We start from the raw sequence: 14,744 nt of genomic DNA, 5'->3' as shown, positions 1-14,744 counted from the left end.
TTGTGCGCTTTGGGGGCCATCGGTAACTTTATTCGCATCACTGATTTCCAGTGATCGGGTTTAGTAGCCCGTGTTTACACGATGCGCATTTGCATGCCGGACAGTCAGGTAATTTCATGCCTGCACTTTGATGGTCGCTGTGCGTAGGGCGCTCTCGGGCGCGCCGGTTCGTGTTTCCCGGTCTACTAACCTGCGTACGGCTGCCACCCTTTTGATTAGTAGCGACTCGGTGGCTCCACTTTGTAGGTAGCCGAAACATGACGAATACAACGACAAACCTACCGGACACTGATCCGGATGCTCCACGCCAACCAAGCAAAATCTTCCTCATCGCCCCCGATATCAACAACCAAACTTTGCTGGAATACGCCTGTGAATCCCTGGCATCAGCGAACGTCATGGCGAGCGATTTCGCGAGGTCTCTGCAAGGATCGCAAAGCAACACACTGCTGGGGATTCAACAGTCGATCATGCTGGGAGAATTGGCGGTGAACCGGGTGCTGGATAACCTCGATCCATCCTAGTGCGCCAGGGGGCTAACACTGCCTGCTTTCCCGAAAGGGGCTTGTGAGACTCTGTGGATCCTGGGCAACCAGCCATCGCAGAGCCAGACAGGGCCGGGGTTATGTCGAACCGACCTGTTTGAGACGGCGCTATTGTGGCGAGGGAGCTTGCTCCCGCTGGGTCGCGAAGCGGCCCCAAAAGAAAGGACTGCTACGCAGTCCAGCGGGAGCAAGCTCCCTCGCCACAGGTTACTCATTGCTCGCAGCGTTTCTTTATCTGCCGGGCATTGGCTCGTTACGACCAGCGCTTAAAAATCAGCGACGTATTAACCCCACCAAAGGCAAAGTTGTTGTTCATCACGTACTGGTTGCTCATCTGTCGGAACTCGCCGCGCAGGTAATCGAGCTTGCCGCAGTGCGGGTCAACGTCGTCGAGGTTGAGGGTGTGGACGTACAGGTCGCGGTTCATCATTTCGATGCTGAACCAGGACTCCAGCGCGCCGCAGGCTCCAAGGGTGTGACCGAGGAAACTCTTTTGCGAGCTGATCGGCATGTGCTCGCCGAACAACGCGCTCGTTGCCAGCGTTTCGGCAATGTCGCCCTGTTCAGTGGCCGTGCCGTGACCATTCACGTAGCCGATGTCAGAAGGCTGTAACCCGGCGTCTTCCAGCGCCAGTTCCATGGCTCGGCGCATGGTGACCTGCTCTGGGCGGGTGGCGTGCTGGCCGTCGGCGTTGCTGCCGAAACCGACGAGTTCGGCGTGGATGTGCGCACCGCGAGCCAATGCGTGTTCGAGTTCTTCGAGCACCAGCATGCCACTGCCTTCACCGATCACCAGGCCATCGCGGCCGCTGTCATAAGGGCGTGGGGAAGTCTGCGGCGCATCGTTTTTCAGGCTGGTGGCGTAGAGCGCGTCGAAGACCATGGCTTCGGTCGGGCACAGCTCTTCAGCGCCGCCGGCGAGCATCAATGGCAGGCGACCAAACTTGACCGATTCGTAGGCATAACCGATGCCCTGACTGCCGCTGGTGCAAGCGCTGGAGGTCGGGATCAGCCGACCGGTGAGGCCGAAGAAGATGCTGATATTCGCCGCCGTGGTGTGCGGCATCATGCGTACATAGGAGTTGGCGTTCAGGCCCTCGGCCACCGAGTTGAGCAGCATGTTGCCGAACGCCTTGATCTCGTCGGTGCTGCCGGTGGATGAGCCGCAGGAAACGCCCATGCGCCCGTCCTTGATCGATTCGTCACCCAACAGCCCGGCATCGGCCAATGCCTGTTCTGCCGCGCCGACCGCCAGGCGCGAGACCCGGCCCATGCTGCGCAATTGCTTGCGGGTCCAGTGGCTCGGGACCTTGAAGTCGTCGATTGGCCCCGCGAGGCGCGTGCTGAGTTCGGTGAAGCGATCCCACTCGTCCATCCGGCGGATACCGCTGCGGTTGGCCGCGAAGTTAGCGGCGATGGTGTCCCAATCACTGCCCAGTGAGGTGATGCCGGCCATGCCGGTGACGACGACGCGCTTCATCAGCACAGGCCTCCGTTGACGGCCAGAACCTGCCGGGTGATGTACGACGCTTCCGCCGACATCAGGAAATTCACCGCGCTGGCCACCTCTTCCGGGGTGCCCATGCGTTGTGCGGGGATCATTTTCATCATTTCTTCCACCGGCACGTTTTCATCGAGCATCGCGGTGTCGATCAAGCCGGGTGCGACACAGTTGACGGTAATTTTGCGCTTGCCCAACTCGATCGCCAACGCCTTCGCCGCGCCGATCAAACCGGCCTTGGAGGCGCTGTAGTTGACCTGTCCACGGTTGCCGATCAACCCGGAAACCGAGGTGATGCAAACAATCCGTCCGGCCGCGCGACGACGAATCATCGGCATCATCACCGGGTGCAGCACGTTGTAGAAACCGTCGAGGTTGGTGCGCATCACCACGTCCCAATCATCCTCGCTCAGGGCCGGAAAAGCACCGTCGCGTGTCAGGCCGGCGTTCAGCACCACGCCGTAATAGGCGCCGTGGGTTTCCACGTCGGCTTCGAGAATGGCTTTGCAGCTGGCGCGATCGGAAATGTCGAATTGCAGGATGCGCACGTTGCGCCCCAAGGCTTCGATTTCGGCCTTCACGGCTTCAGCGTCCGCCAGGCCACTGCGGCAATGCAGCACGATGTCATGCCCGGCCTGAGCCAGACGCAAAGCGATAGCACGGCCGATGCCACGGCTGGAACCGGTGATCAGTACGGATTCAGTCATGGCTGGGTTCCTTGGGTTTCATGAAGGTATTGAGCGGCCTGAGGCGGACGGAACACGTTCAGACGAGCGGTGGCATGAATGCCGGGGGCGGTGATGTGGCATTCGAACACGCCCATGCCGTTGTCGTCTTCCAGTGAGCGGATGCCGTGGATGGTCAGCTCGGTGCCGGCGGGGAAGTGCTCGACGTTGCATTCGAATTTGCGAGTGCCAAGCAGAAACCCCAGCTCTACCGCATCGCCTCGCTGGCGCGCATGGCAACCGGCGTAGGCGGCGACGCTCTGGGCCATCAGTTCGATACCGACCCAGGCCGGCAGGCTGCCGTCCGGGCGGTTGAACAGGCCGTCGGGTCTGACCGTGAGGCGGGTGTAAATCTGCTCGTCATCGAACGACAGGATCTGCTCGATGAAGATCATGTCGCCAGCGTGCGGCAGCAGTTCGGCGATCGGCCAGTCAATCATGGGGCGTCTCCGATAATCAGGCTGACGTTGTTACCACCGAAGGCAAAGGAATTGCTCATCAGATAGCGAGGTGCAATGGACGTCAGGCGATCGGCCGGGGTCACCCATTTCAGGGCTGGCAATTCGGGGTCCGGTTGACCGTCCCAGACGTGGGGCGGCAGGGCGTGGTCGTGGTTGCCTGCACTCAGGCTCAACCAGCAGAACGCCGCTTCCAGAGCGCCGGCCGCCCCGAGGGTGTGGCCGGTCATGGGTTTGGTCGACGAACACGGCACACCCGTCGGGAACAACGTCGCCACCGCCAGGCTTTCCATGGCGTCGTTGTGTTGGGTCGCGGTGCCGTGCAGGTTCAGGTAATCGATCTGCTGCGGCTGCAATTCTGCTCGGTTCAAGGCTTTGCGCATCGCTTGCAGGGCGCCACGGCCGCTGGGTTCCGGTGCGGAAATGTGATGTGCATCGGAGCTGGCGCCACTGCCGAGCAGGGCAAGCGGTTGGCTGTCGCCGACACGTTTGCTCATCAAAAACAGCGCCGCTGCTTCGCCAATGTTGATGCCGTTACGGTTCACCGAAAATGGGTTGCAGCGTTGTCCGGACACCGCTTCCAGCGCCGAGAACCCATTGAGGGTCAGCTTGCACAGGCTGTCGACACCGCCGCACAGCACCGCGTCGCACACGCCCAGGTCCAACAGTCGCTGAGCACTCATCAACGCCCGGGCGCTGGAGGTGCAGGCCGTGGAAATCACATAGGCCGGGCCGCTCAGTTGCAGCCAGTCGGCGAGGAAGTTCGCCGGCGCGCCGAGTTCCTGCTGTTGGTAGTCGTAATCGGCCGGGAACTGATGCTCGCGGATGTAATGGGCCAGGCCGCTGCTGGCTTCGTCGATGCCCGAGGTGCTGGTGCCCAGAACGATACCGATGCGGTCGCGGCCGTAGGTCTGGATTGCCTGGTCGATGTCTTCGCGAATTTGCAGCGCGGCTTCCAGCAGCAATTGATTATTACGGGTGTCTTGCGGCGCAAGCTCAGCCGGGATCGGCGCCAATTCGCCTTGAACCGCGGCCACGGGCAATGACCGTTCCGCCACCCAGCCGGCCTCATTGCGCATGCCCGAACAGTCTCCGGCAAACAGGTTGCGAGCGACTTCGGACTTGTCACGGCCCAGGGCGCAGATCACCCCGAGGGCATTCAGGTAGGTCGTCATGGCGCGTCTCCGCTGAGCGGCGTGACTTGATATTTCGGGCCTTTGGGCAGGTTCAATTCAAAGCTCATGGGTTGTGAGTAGCGGACTTCCCAGTGCGCTGGCAAGGACCGTTGCGAGCCATGCTGCCACGCGGCGGGATAGTTGCCCGACAGTTCATCTTTGGGGGTCAGCGCAAACAGCAGCGCGGCGAACAGCTCTCGCGCTTCCGGATTGGGCGGCAGCAGACCGTCAGCCTGCCACTCGCCATCGACCAGTTTCTGGCGTGCCTGTGGAATGCCCAGCAAGTCCATCATCGACCAGCGAATGCCAGGGCCTTCACGCTGGATCACCAGCACCCAGTCCTGACGTTGGTCGGCCACCAGGCGCTGGATGTGCAATTGCAGCGGCAACGACAGGTTCGGGGTTTGCTCGGGCAGCGGCGCCCGGCTGGCGCAGGCGCTCAGCAACAGGACGCAACCCAAAAGCAGAAAACGGATCATCAGGCACACCTATCAAGGGGTTTGCGCGCGACCACATTGACCAGGGTTTCTTCCCGTTGGCCAAAGGGCTTCGGCCGGCGCAGACCCAAGCGTTCAAACAGGCCGAAATCCTTGGCGCGGCTCCACCACAAGTATGGATAAGACACGTTTTGCGGGCCGAGTTCGAAACCCTGCTGGCGAATCATGTCCAGGTACCCGGCGGCGCTCTTTTGCACGTGCATCGGGTGGCGGAACAACCAGCGGATCACCCAGGTATCAATGTAAGCCTCGGTGGATTCGGCGAACAGCAAATAGCCACCGGGCTTGAGCACGCGGTAGAACTCGGCCAGTGCCTGTTCCTGCTGCACCAGATGATGGAAGGTCTGGTGACAGAACAGCAGATCGACGCTGGCGTCCGGGACGTTGATGCTTGCGCAGTCGCTGCCGATCAACTCCACCTCCATGCCCTGACGGATGGCTTCTTCGCCAGCCAGGTTCAGGCTGTGCGGGTCGGCGTCCAGACCGATCAGGCGCTGGGGGGCAAAGGTCTGGCGCAGGTACTGGAACGACTTGCCCTGGCCGCAACCGGCATCCAGCAGCACCGGGTTGCTCGGCAATGCTTCGCTGAACAGGCTACGCAAATCGGTGATTGCCACTCGCAGTACATGGTGCTGCCAGGTGTGGCTGCGCAGGAACCAGAAACCAAAGCGGGTTTCTTCGACGTAGGTGTCGCTCAAGTAGCTCATGTGCCATCCCTTGCACAGAGCTCCGAGAGCATCCGCAGGCGGCGCTTGGGTTCGGCGACAAACGGATTACGCTCGTCCCAGGCATACCCGGCCAGAATCGAACTGATCATGCGGCGAATATCGGGCGAGCCGCCCTCATGATAAATCACATCCTGGAACGTCCCGGCGTACCAGCCTTCGACGTAGCAACGGAACGTGTCGACGCCGCGCTTGAGCGGGATGGCGAACTCAGTCTGCCAATCGACATTTTCGCCTTGCAGTTGGCGATGCAGAACTGCGGCGGCCATGCTCGCCGAGCGCATGGCGATGGTCACGCCTGAGGAGAACACCGGGTCGAGAAATTCCGCTGCGTTGCCGAGCAGGGCAAAGCCTGGCCCGTGGAGGGTTTTGACGTTGGCCGAGTAGCCGCCGATGGTTCGAGCAGGCGTATCCCACACAGCGTTGTTCAGCACACCGGCCAGGCTTGGGGTTTCAGCGATAAACCCTCGCAGGCACTCGTCCAGGTTCTCCATGCGGCCTTCGAAGTGTTCGGCTGCCGCGACCACGCCCACCGAGCAACGGCCGTTGCTGAACGGGATGGTCCAGAACCAGATATCGCGGTGGATCGGATGGGTGGTGATGAGGATTTTTTCCCGCTCGAAGGTCGGGCTGTCGATGTGGTCTTCGACGTGAGTGAACACGGCCTGGCGCACCGGGAAATCCGACGGCGCTTCAAGGTCGAGCAAGCGCGGCAACACACGGCCGTAGCCGCTGGCATCCAGCACGAAATCGGCTTCGACACGGTACTGACTGCCGTCTTCGCGAAGCACGTCGAGTTGCGGTTTCGGCAGGCTGAAATCGACGCTGACGATGGCTTCGCCGTAACGAACGTCGACGCCTTGCAACGCGGCCTGATCGGCCAGCAGCTTGTCGAAATCGGCACGCAGCACCTGGAAGGTAGTCGGCTTGCCGTTGCTGAACGTCTCGCCGAAATCAAAGGCGCTGTATTGCTCGCCCCAAGCGAATGCCGCACCGTTTTTCAACTGGAATCCGGCGGCGTTCACCGCCTCGAGCATGCCGGCTTCTTCGACGAAATCCAGGCAGTGGGACAGCAGGCTTTCACCGATGGAAAACCTTGGAAAATGCTGGCGTTCGATCATCAACACGTCATGACCTTTGCGCTTGAGCAGCGCGGCGGCGATAGCGCCCGACGGACCTGCACCGATAACCACGACCTGGCGATGTTCCATTTCAACTGTTGGCACGGGGGCTCCTTGCCGGGACGGCGATGTTCAGAGGGGTTCGATGCATACCGGCGAGTGCCGGCAGCAGTGTCGCGATCAGGCCCATCACCATCAGCGCGAAGTACAGCGCCGGGCTGATGAGTTGTTGTTGCAGCAGCAGGTTGAGAAAGACGATCTCGCTCAACCCACGAATATTCAGCAAGACACTTTCCCGCCAGCGACTGGCGCCTTCAAACGAGGCGCCGGCCCAACCGAGGCCCAGCCAGTTGCCCAGCAGTTTACTGGCAATCGGGAACAGTAGCAGTGCGGCCAGTTGCACCCAGCCGAGGCTGGCCATGGCCGCGTGGACGTTGATTTGCACGATGCCGAACGTGAGGATCAGCGGGATCGCGATATACGTCTGCAAGTGACTCATCCAGATCACCGGCAACGGCAACACCAGCGGCACTTTGAGTGCAGCCATCCACAGCAGGTAACCGATGCCGAAAATCAGCGCATTGAGCTTGAAGTGCTCCGCCACGACCAGCAGTGCGAAGAAGCAACCGCTGTGCAGCAACGGTTGGCGCAGTCGGAGCAGACGCAGCAGCAACGGCAGGCAGGCGCCAGCCAGCGGCAGCAAGAGGCTGCTCAGGTGCAGGCTGCCCTGGGCGATGGCAAACAGGGTCCAGCAGGTGAGGTCGATGAGGATCGCGGTCTGCACCAGTCGTCGGGTGGCGGCAGGCGGGTATTTGATGTGCCGCAGGTACAGATACAACACCGGAATCGCCGTGATGGCGAACAGCAGGCCGACCGCCAGCGAACTGATCCAGGGTTGCGGCGGTAACAACCACACCGCTGTCGCGAGGCCGCAGGCGAATGGAATGCAGAAACTCGGCAGGGCGATTTTCAGGCTCTGACGGTCGAGTCGCAGGTCAATCACGTCACTGAGAATGTGCCCCAGCAACAACGCAAAACTCAGGCTGTAGACGTTTTTCAGCCAGGCCGGCGCGACCAATGCGGCGCCGCTCAATTGCCACTGGGGTTCGATCCAGAAGTACATCAGCAGCGGCAGGCCGAAGGTGGCCAGCAGCAACTGGCTGACAATCGGGATTACACCGAAGTGACGACCGACACGGGTGGCCACGGCGAACAGCGCCAGGGCCATGACCCAGAACACGGCGATCATCATATTGCCGACTCCGTGACCGGGGCAGCGTGAACCTGACGTCCGGCCCACGGCGCAAGGATGAAGCTGAACGCCAGGCCCAGGCTCACCGACAGACCGAAGTTGCTCACCGCCGGCGTGCTGGACACCGCCAGCAAACCGAACGACAGCCAGGTGGTCAGCGCCGCCAGCAAGGTGCCCAGCAGGCTCACGGCAGCGCCGCCGACCTGTTCACGCATGAGGATCGCGTAATCGACGCTGATGGCCGTCACCAGCAGCAGGCCGAACAGGCTGAACAGTGTCAGCGGTTGCCCCAGCCAGCCGAGACTGGCCAGGCTGCAGAGCGCGGCCAGCAGCGGCAGGGCGACGATCCGCAGCGCGCCGCCAAAGCCGAACGGCAGGATCAGCACCAGCACGATCAGCACGCAGGAAGCGAGTTTCAACTCTGCGGCACTGATCTGGGTATCGGCGAACACCTTGTTCAACTCACCGAGGCGATCCACCAGTTCCACGCCCGGCAAATCCAGCGCCTGGATTCGCAGCAGAGAGGGATTGTTCAACCCTTGCAGACTGACCATCGCCGCTACGCCGTTATCGGTCGGGCCCAGCCACAGCGCGCGATAGGGTTCCGCCAACGGACCGACCAACGCTGCGTCGATGTCTTCGGTGGGCAGTGCCTGCAACTTCGTGAGCTCTGCTTGCAGCGCCTCGGCCGGCACGCCGACATCAAGCAGCGGTTGCCAGAACTGCGGTAACTTGTTCAGCGCTTCACGGACTTTCCGTTGTTCGCTGGGTTGGCTGACTAGTTGATTGAGCGACAGATAACCCTGGAGTTTTTCCAGGTTGACCAACTGATCCAGTCGCTCGCTCAGCGCGGTTTGGCGTTCCAGCAGTTGCTGCTGATTGGCCGCGCGCACCAGGAAGAACTGGCTGGTGGGTTGATAGCCGGTGATGCGTGCAATGGTTTGTGCTTCGTCAGTCAGTTGCTGCGGTGCGCCGACCCACTGGCGAATGTCGTTTTTGGTGTCGAGCTGCAACAGGCCGCCCACACAAAAGGCAATCAGCAGCGCCAGCAGCACCGGCGTGCTCGCGAGTTTAAGCAACGCTTCACGGCGCCCCAGCAAAAACTCGGACACCCGCAGCGGCCACTGCGCGGGACGCAGGTCTGTGCCCTTGAGCAGTGCCGGCAGCAGGCACACAGCGGATAAATAAGCGCCGAGCAGACCGGCGGCAGAGAACACGGCAATCTGGGTCAGCGCCGGGAACGGTGTCCAGGCCAGGGCCAGGTAACCGATGCAACTGGTGATCAGGCTCAGCGTCAGGCCCGGCAACGTCAGGCGCAGGGCCGGCCAACTGTGCCAGGGTTTCAGGCTCCAGCTCTTGGACAGGTAATGCAGCGGGTAATCGACCGCCACGCCGATCAGGCTCGAACCGAGCACCAGCGTCATCACATGCATATGGCCGAACAGCGCCACGCAGGCCACCGCGCCGAAGAGCATGCCGACCAGCACCGGGACGAAGGCCAGCAACACCCGCCAGCGCCGAAAGGCCAGCAGCAACAGCAATAGAATGCCCGCCGTGGCGCCGCCACCGACCCAGGTCATTTCCCGGGTGGCTTGTTTTTGCCCACTGGCCGCATAGAGCAAGCCGCTGGCGGCAAGCAATTGAACATTTGCCTGGGCGGCTTGTTCACGGCTGTGCTGGAGCAGGTCGGCCACTTGCAGCGGCAGGTTCATGTCGAAGGCGTTGCCCGTGGTGCGCGAGCGCAGCAACACCCAACTCTTGCCGTCGGCATCGGCGACCAGCGCACCGCTGCCGATGTCCAGTTGCACCGAACCGTGCTGCGGCTGGCTGTTCTGGATGCGCCCGGTCAGGCCCAGCCAGTCATCCTGACTCGGCACCAGACTGAAACCGGTGAAAGGGTCGAACAGCGCTTGTACTCGCTGCTGGATAAAGGCGTCGGGATGCTCGATCAGTTGCTGCCGGTCAGCCGCTGAGAGCATCGCCAGTCGGCCATTGAGCAATTGCGTGCGTAGCGCCGGCAAGTCGGCTTGCAGGTTCCACTGGACCTTTTCGAACAAGCCGCTGGCCTGCCATTGCTCACCCAGTTTCTGCGCCATCGCGACGGCTTGCTGGCGATCGGTGTGGCCGACCAGTACCAGCATTTCGCGGTTCAGCGGTTCTTGCATGCGTTGTTCGGCGCGCAGTTCCAGCGCGTCCGGCGCCGTGCCCGGCACCAGTTCCATCAGGTTGGCCGACAGCGGGGCGCCGTCACGCCATTGCCAACCGGCGAGCGCGAGCACCGCCAGCAGCAGGATCAGAAATAGCCGCGGAAGACTCCGTTCACTCGGCAAAGTCATGTTGCTCCGCATCGCTCAACGGTTGGGCGCTGGTGCTGTCCTGCATGCGCAAAAGCGTGCTGTCGCCCTGGGTTTCGAGCAGCTCGATGCTGTGCACCAGTTCGCCGCCGGCAATGTTGATCTGAGTGAACACCTGCTTGAGCAGCATGGAGCGCGGGGTCAGCGTCAGTTTCCAGTTCTGCGCATCGCCGTTCAGTGAAAGCTCGAAATCCCGTTGCAGCCCGCTGCTGTCGCCTTGCAGTACGGCGAGGAACAAACGGTTCTGCTCAGCGCCGGCACTCTTGCTCGGCAGCATTTGCCAGCCGTTGGCATCACGCCGGGCGATGCCTTTGTCGCTGATGCGGTAATCCTGTTGCAGCGGGGTTTTCAGCAGCCAGAGCAAACCGTGGTTTTTAGCGAGGACGAAAGTGCCCTTGCTGGTCAGCGGCTGAGGCAGGGCACGCAGGTGTTTTTCCTGAATGAAGTTGCCGTGGATCACGTCAGGCTTGGCCAGTTGATCACTGAGTTGCTGCAAATCAAAAGCCTGCGCGATCGATGACAACCCAAGCAGCGCCAGCGCAGCGATGCATCTGAACACTGAACGTGGCGAGCGAGCTTGCTCGCGCTGGGCTGCGTAGCGGCCCCAAAATTGGCGGGTTTGTGAGTGCTTCGCACTCAAGCGCGAGCAAGCTCGCTCGCCACAAGGAATTGGCCTGGCATCAAAAGAGGTGTCGATTCCTGGGTTCATGCGAGCATCCTTTCAACAGCGTCGGTGAAGACCTTGGGTGAGGCCAACTGCATTTCGCGGCTGCTCATGTCGACGGCGACCTGTACGGAACTGGCGCGGGTCAAGCGTTCGCCGGTTTCCAGATCGCTGATCAGATAACTGATCTTCAGACGGTTCTCCCATTCCACCAGATTGGCGCGCACGTTGAGCTTTTGGCCGAACACGGCGCCACGCACATAACGCAGTTGCAGATCGATCACCGGCCAGGCGTAGCCCGACTCGACCATGGCCGTGTAGTTGTGGCCGATCTTGTCCAGCAGCGCGCAGCGGGCGACTTCCAGGTATTTGATGTAATGGCCGTGCCAGACGACGTTCATGGTGTCGACATCAAAGAACGGCACGAGGATTTCCGTATCGGTGTGAAGCACTCCCTTGCTACGCATGCAGCCTCCAGTGTTGCTCGGCAATTCGCTTCAGGCACAGGCGAAGTTCGCCTTCCAGCGCGCGGTCTTCGATGACCGGCGGGAAGTCCTTGGCCAGCTCCTCGTGCATGGCGGCCAGTGCTGGCGGCAATGGACGTGCATCCTCGGCCTTGCTACGCAGCCAGACGCCTTGGTTGGCGGCCAGCAGGGTGGCGGCGGCGACCTGTTCGGTCAGTTCCAGCACGCGGATCGCATCGCGGGCGGCGATGGTGCCCATGCTCACTTTGTCCTGGTTGTGGCACTCGGTGGAGCGCGAGAAGACGCTGGCCGGCATGGTGTTTTTCAGCGCTTCGGCGGTCCAGGCACTGGTGCCGATCTGCACGGCTTTGAAGCCATGGTTGAGCATCGCCCGGTCAGCGGTGGCGCCGGACAGGTTGCTCGGCAAGCCGTGGTTGTAACGCTCGTCCACCAGCAAGGCGAGTTGACGATCAAGCAGGTCGGCGACGTTGGCCACCAGGTTTTTCAGGCTGTCCATGGCGAACGCAATATGGCCGCCATAGAAGTGCCCTCCGTGCAGCACGCGTTCGGCTTCGGCGTCGATAATTGGGTTGTCGTTGGCGCTGTTGAGCTCGATCTCGATGAACGAGCGCAGCCAGTTCAGACTGTCGGCCAGCACGCCGAGGACATGGGGGGCGCAACGCAGGGAATAGCGGTCTTGCAGGCGATGCAGCGGCGCGGTCGGCGCGTCGATCGCTAGATCCTTGCGCAGCCACGCCGCAACTTGCATTTGCCCCGGATGCGGTTTGGTGGCGAACAGACGCTCGTCGAAGTGCTCGGGGTTGCCTTGCAGGGCGACCACGTTCAACGCGGTGATGCGCGTCGCCAGTTGCAGCAGGTAATCGGCGCGGGCATAGGCCAGACACGCGAGACCGGTCATGACGGCGGTACCGTTCATCAACGCCAGCGCTTCTTTCGGGCGCAGAACCAGCGGCTCCCAACCCAGTTCGCGATGTACATCGGCCGCTTGCCAGCGCTCACCCCGGAACATTACTTCACGCTCGCCGGACAGGGTCGCGGCGACATAGGACAACGGCGTCAAATCACCGCTGGCGCCCACCGAGCCTTCTTCCGGGATCAGCGGCAGAATGTCGTGTTCGAGGAAGGCTTGCAGGCGTTCCAGCAGTTCCACACGCACCCCGGACACGCCGTGGCACAGCGACTGCAAACGCGCCGCCAGCACCGCGCGAGTGGCTTGTGCGTCGAGCAGTTTGCCCAGGCCGCAGCCGTGGAACGTGTACAGATGACGGGGCAACGCCTCGACGTGATGCAGCGGCACCGCGACCACGCAAGAATCGCCGTAACCGGTGGTCACGCCGTAGATCACGCCTTCCTTGTCCAGCAGGGAGTCCAGGAATCGCGCACCCTTGGCGATACGCTCACGGTACGCAGGGTCGCTTTGCAACTGCGTCGGCACCTGACGGTTGGCCAGGGCCAGCACGTCTTCGATGCGCAAAGGGAGTTCGCCGAAGGTTACCGGCTCAAGCGTTGACGTCGTCATCGGTCTTCCAGAAAGGGTAAAAGTTGAACCATTGTTGGGGCGCTTCAAGGCAATACTGACCCAAGCGTTCGGCATAGCGGGAGGCCCACTGATGAATGACCTGCTCGCGGTCGCTGCGCTTCCACACCACGGCCTCGGCGAACGGTTCGAGGGTCAGTCGATAGTCGCCCGTCGGCTTCTTCAGGCACAGCATCAGGTTGATCGGGCATTTCAGCAGACCGGCCAGCAGCCAGGGCCCCTGGGGGAACGCGGCTTGATGGCCGAGGAAATCCACGCTCACGCTGCGCCCGCCGTGCAGCGGCACGCGATCGCCGGCAATCGCCAGCCACTCGCCGCGCTCCAGGCGTTCATGGAGTTGCAGCATGATCAGCGGGTCCAGCTCGCTGACCTGAATCAGCCGCAAATTGGTCGCGCCAGCTTCACCCAGCAAGCGGTTGAATTGCTCGGCGTGCTTGGTGTGCACCAGCACGTTCATCGTGACTTTTTCGCCGATCTCCGCCAGCGCGCGGCACACCTCGAGATTGCCCAGGTGCGCGCCCACCAGCATCTGCCCGCGGGTGCCGCGCAGTTGATTGCGCAGCAATGCCGGGTCGATGATTTCAATCTGCTCGATGCTCAGCTTGCCGTTCCATACGTCGAGCTTGTCGAGCATGGAGTCGGCGAAGGCCATGAACTGGCCGAACACTCGCCAATGGGTCGGGCGCAATTCATTGCGACCACTCCAGTCAGCGAGCCGTTGCTGGTATTGCCAGGCGCTGTGACGGGCGCTGCGACCGAACAGGAAAAAGTACAGAACGATGCCGTACAGCAGCGGGCTCAACACCCTGCGCCCGAGTACTTTGGCGCAGAACGCGGTGAACTTCATCAGCCAGAAACTGCCGCGCTCCTGGCGGTCAGCCCAGTGTTCCTTGTCTGCGCTCATGCTCGCCACCGTCGCCAGAGGATCACTGGCGCCCGCAGCAACATGCCGAAGAACAACCGGGTGTGCATGCTCGTAATCAGCACGTTGTCGTGGAACAGGCGGAAATGCGAGACGCCATCCAGCGGGTAACGGACTTTGGTTTGCAGCCATTGCATGGGCAGATTGCGCCAGGCCAGCCGGACGAGAATGTCCGAGTCGAAGTCCATGCGCTTGCCGATCTTCGCCGAATCGATCAGCGCCAGGGTCGGTGGCAGTGGATAGACGCGGAAGCCGCACATGGAATCGCGAATCTGCAACGACAGGGTGTTGATCCAGACCATGACGTGAGTCAGGTAGCGGGCATACAAACGACCTTTCGGCACGCTGGCGTCGTATCGCGGATAGCCGCAGATCACCGCCTCGGGATGGGCGCGCGACAGTTCGATGAAAGTCCGGACGTCTTGCAGGTCATGCTGACCGTCGGCGTCCACCTGCAAGGCATGGCTGAAGCCCAGCCGCGAGGCTTCGCGAAAACCGGTCATGACCGCGCCACCCTTGCCCTGGTTCGCGCCAAGCCGGATCAGGAACACCTTGTCGCGCAGGGCCAGTTGATCGAGCACCTTTGCACAGGCCGGGCTGCTGGCATCGTCGACCAAAATGCACGGCAGGCCGCTGGCGAGCAGCGCATCGACCACCGTGGTGATGGCGGTTTCGTGGTTGTAGACCGGGATGATTGCGCAGGGGTTATGCATGTTGGCTCACACCTGAAAGACCGAGGTGCCTGCTTCGCGAGCAAGCCCGCTCCCACCTTGGATCTCTGTT

General features: G+C 61.8%; 15 protein-coding genes. 1 reads left to right on the top strand and 14 read right to left on the bottom strand.

The window, feature by feature from the left end:
- Nucleotides 1-257: 257 nt before the first annotated feature.
- Nucleotides 258-524 (top strand): DUF6124 family protein, encoded by a 267-nt coding sequence (locus ACSQ87_RS29490; RefSeq protein WP_223431102.1) that lies wholly within the window; start codon nt 258-260, stop codon nt 522-524.
- A 274-nt stretch (nt 525-798) separates the two neighbouring features.
- Here ACSQ87_RS29490 and ACSQ87_RS29485 read toward each other — a convergent pair whose 3' ends face one another.
- From ACSQ87_RS29485 to ACSQ87_RS29420, 14 genes are read right to left on the bottom strand one after another with little or no spacing between them, the layout of a single operon-like run.
- Nucleotides 799-2,025: a beta-ketoacyl-ACP synthase gene (locus ACSQ87_RS29485; RefSeq protein WP_436274934.1), complete on the bottom strand. Its 1,227-nt coding sequence runs from the start codon at nt 2,023-2,025 to the stop codon at nt 799-801.
- Nucleotides 2,025-2,753 (bottom strand): 3-oxoacyl-ACP reductase FabG, encoded by a 729-nt coding sequence (gene fabG / locus ACSQ87_RS29480; protein WP_095127486.1) that lies wholly within the window; start codon nt 2,751-2,753, stop codon nt 2,025-2,027. Before fabG ends, ACSQ87_RS29485 begins: the two co-directional genes overlap by 1 nt.
- Nucleotides 2,750-3,211 carry a hotdog family protein gene (locus tag ACSQ87_RS29475; RefSeq protein WP_095127485.1) on the bottom strand — a complete coding sequence of 154 codons (462 nt, stop codon included), beginning with the start codon at nt 3,209-3,211 and terminating at the stop codon, nt 2,750-2,752. Before ACSQ87_RS29475 ends, fabG begins: the two co-directional genes overlap by 4 nt.
- The gene (locus tag ACSQ87_RS29470; RefSeq protein WP_223431100.1) at nt 3,208-4,404 is read right to left on the bottom strand and encodes a beta-ketoacyl-[acyl-carrier-protein] synthase family protein; all 1,197 of its coding nucleotides are present in this window, start codon (nt 4,402-4,404) and stop codon (nt 3,208-3,210) included. Before ACSQ87_RS29470 ends, ACSQ87_RS29475 begins: the two co-directional genes overlap by 4 nt.
- Nucleotides 4,401-4,883 (bottom strand): hypothetical protein, encoded by a 483-nt coding sequence (locus ACSQ87_RS29465; protein WP_223431099.1) that lies wholly within the window; start codon nt 4,881-4,883, stop codon nt 4,401-4,403. The genes ACSQ87_RS29470 and ACSQ87_RS29465 overlap by 4 nt, the downstream gene beginning before the upstream one ends.
- A complete protein-coding gene (locus tag ACSQ87_RS29460; protein WP_223431098.1) occupies nt 4,883-5,608 on the bottom strand; it encodes a class I SAM-dependent methyltransferase in 726 nt (241 codons plus the stop codon). The genes ACSQ87_RS29465 and ACSQ87_RS29460 overlap by 1 nt, the downstream gene beginning before the upstream one ends.
- Nucleotides 5,605-6,852 (bottom strand): NAD(P)/FAD-dependent oxidoreductase, encoded by a 1,248-nt coding sequence (locus tag ACSQ87_RS29455; protein WP_436274933.1) that lies wholly within the window; start codon nt 6,850-6,852, stop codon nt 5,605-5,607. Before ACSQ87_RS29455 ends, ACSQ87_RS29460 begins: the two co-directional genes overlap by 4 nt.
- On the bottom strand, nt 6,839-7,999 hold the full coding sequence (locus tag ACSQ87_RS29450; protein ID WP_150656711.1) for a sodium:proton antiporter: 1,161 nt from the start codon (nt 7,997-7,999) through the stop codon (nt 6,839-6,841). The genes ACSQ87_RS29455 and ACSQ87_RS29450 overlap by 14 nt, the downstream gene beginning before the upstream one ends.
- The gene (locus ACSQ87_RS29445; RefSeq protein WP_436274932.1) at nt 7,996-10,335 is read right to left on the bottom strand and encodes an MMPL family transporter; all 2,340 of its coding nucleotides are present in this window, start codon (nt 10,333-10,335) and stop codon (nt 7,996-7,998) included. The genes ACSQ87_RS29450 and ACSQ87_RS29445 overlap by 4 nt, the downstream gene beginning before the upstream one ends.
- Nucleotides 10,319-11,062 carry an outer membrane lipoprotein carrier protein LolA gene (locus ACSQ87_RS29440; protein WP_436274931.1) on the bottom strand — a complete coding sequence of 248 codons (744 nt, stop codon included), beginning with the start codon at nt 11,060-11,062 and terminating at the stop codon, nt 10,319-10,321. Before ACSQ87_RS29440 ends, ACSQ87_RS29445 begins: the two co-directional genes overlap by 17 nt.
- A complete protein-coding gene (locus ACSQ87_RS29435; RefSeq protein ID WP_033055401.1) occupies nt 11,059-11,484 on the bottom strand; it encodes an acyl-CoA thioesterase in 426 nt (141 codons plus the stop codon). Before ACSQ87_RS29435 ends, ACSQ87_RS29440 begins: the two co-directional genes overlap by 4 nt.
- Nucleotides 11,477-13,021 (bottom strand): HAL/PAL/TAL family ammonia-lyase, encoded by a 1,545-nt coding sequence (locus tag ACSQ87_RS29430; protein ID WP_436274930.1) that lies wholly within the window; start codon nt 13,019-13,021, stop codon nt 11,477-11,479. The genes ACSQ87_RS29435 and ACSQ87_RS29430 overlap by 8 nt, the downstream gene beginning before the upstream one ends.
- Nucleotides 13,002-13,943 carry an LpxL/LpxP family acyltransferase gene (locus tag ACSQ87_RS29425; RefSeq protein WP_436274929.1) on the bottom strand — a complete coding sequence of 314 codons (942 nt, stop codon included), beginning with the start codon at nt 13,941-13,943 and terminating at the stop codon, nt 13,002-13,004. The genes ACSQ87_RS29430 and ACSQ87_RS29425 overlap by 20 nt, the downstream gene beginning before the upstream one ends.
- Nucleotides 13,940-14,674, bottom strand: a complete 735-nt coding sequence (locus tag ACSQ87_RS29420; RefSeq protein WP_436274928.1) for a glycosyltransferase family 2 protein — start codon at nt 14,672-14,674, stop codon at nt 13,940-13,942. Before ACSQ87_RS29420 ends, ACSQ87_RS29425 begins: the two co-directional genes overlap by 4 nt.
- Nucleotides 14,675-14,744: the final 70 nt, after the last annotated feature.

Source organism: Pseudomonas sp. LjRoot277, assembly GCF_964253845.1.
Taxonomy (GTDB): domain Bacteria; phylum Pseudomonadota; class Gammaproteobacteria; order Pseudomonadales; family Pseudomonadaceae; genus Aquipseudomonas.
The sequence above is the reverse complement of the archived record's forward strand: the minus strand, read 5'-3'. Positions and strand labels throughout refer to the sequence as shown.

What these genes read in the sequence shown, in the direction of transcription:
- ACSQ87_RS29490 (WP_223431102.1), top strand. Translation starts at nt 258, where the DNA reads ATGACGAATACAACGACAAACCTACCGGACACTGATCCGGATGCTCCA.
- ACSQ87_RS29485 (WP_436274934.1), bottom strand. Translation starts at nt 2,025, where the DNA reads ATGAAGCGCGTCGTCGTCACCGGCATGGCCGGCATCACCTCACTGGGC.
- fabG (WP_095127486.1), bottom strand. Translation starts at nt 2,753, where the DNA reads ATGACTGAATCCGTACTGATCACCGGTTCCAGCCGTGGCATCGGCCGT.
- ACSQ87_RS29475 (WP_095127485.1), bottom strand. Translation starts at nt 3,211, where the DNA reads ATGATTGACTGGCCGATCGCCGAACTGCTGCCGCACGCTGGCGACATG.
- ACSQ87_RS29470 (WP_223431100.1), bottom strand. Translation starts at nt 4,404, where the DNA reads ATGACGACCTACCTGAATGCCCTCGGGGTGATCTGCGCCCTGGGCCGT.
- ACSQ87_RS29465 (WP_223431099.1), bottom strand. Translation starts at nt 4,883, where the DNA reads ATGATCCGTTTTCTGCTTTTGGGTTGCGTCCTGTTGCTGAGCGCCTGC.
- ACSQ87_RS29460 (WP_223431098.1), bottom strand. Translation starts at nt 5,608, where the DNA reads ATGAGCTACTTGAGCGACACCTACGTCGAAGAAACCCGCTTTGGTTTC.
- ACSQ87_RS29450 (WP_150656711.1), bottom strand. Translation starts at nt 7,999, where the DNA reads ATGATGATCGCCGTGTTCTGGGTCATGGCCCTGGCGCTGTTCGCCGTG.
- ACSQ87_RS29445 (WP_436274932.1), bottom strand. Translation starts at nt 10,335, where the DNA reads ATGACTTTGCCGAGTGAACGGAGTCTTCCGCGGCTATTTCTGATCCTG.
- ACSQ87_RS29440 (WP_436274931.1), bottom strand. Translation starts at nt 11,062, where the DNA reads ATGAACCCAGGAATCGACACCTCTTTTGATGCCAGGCCAATTCCTTGT.
- ACSQ87_RS29435 (WP_033055401.1), bottom strand. Translation starts at nt 11,484, where the DNA reads ATGCGTAGCAAGGGAGTGCTTCACACCGATACGGAAATCCTCGTGCCG.
- ACSQ87_RS29430 (WP_436274930.1), bottom strand. Translation starts at nt 13,021, where the DNA reads ATGACGACGTCAACGCTTGAGCCGGTAACCTTCGGCGAACTCCCTTTG.
- ACSQ87_RS29425 (WP_436274929.1), bottom strand. Translation starts at nt 13,943, where the DNA reads ATGAGCGCAGACAAGGAACACTGGGCTGACCGCCAGGAGCGCGGCAGT.
- ACSQ87_RS29420 (WP_436274928.1), bottom strand. Translation starts at nt 14,674, where the DNA reads ATGCATAACCCCTGCGCAATCATCCCGGTCTACAACCACGAAACCGCC.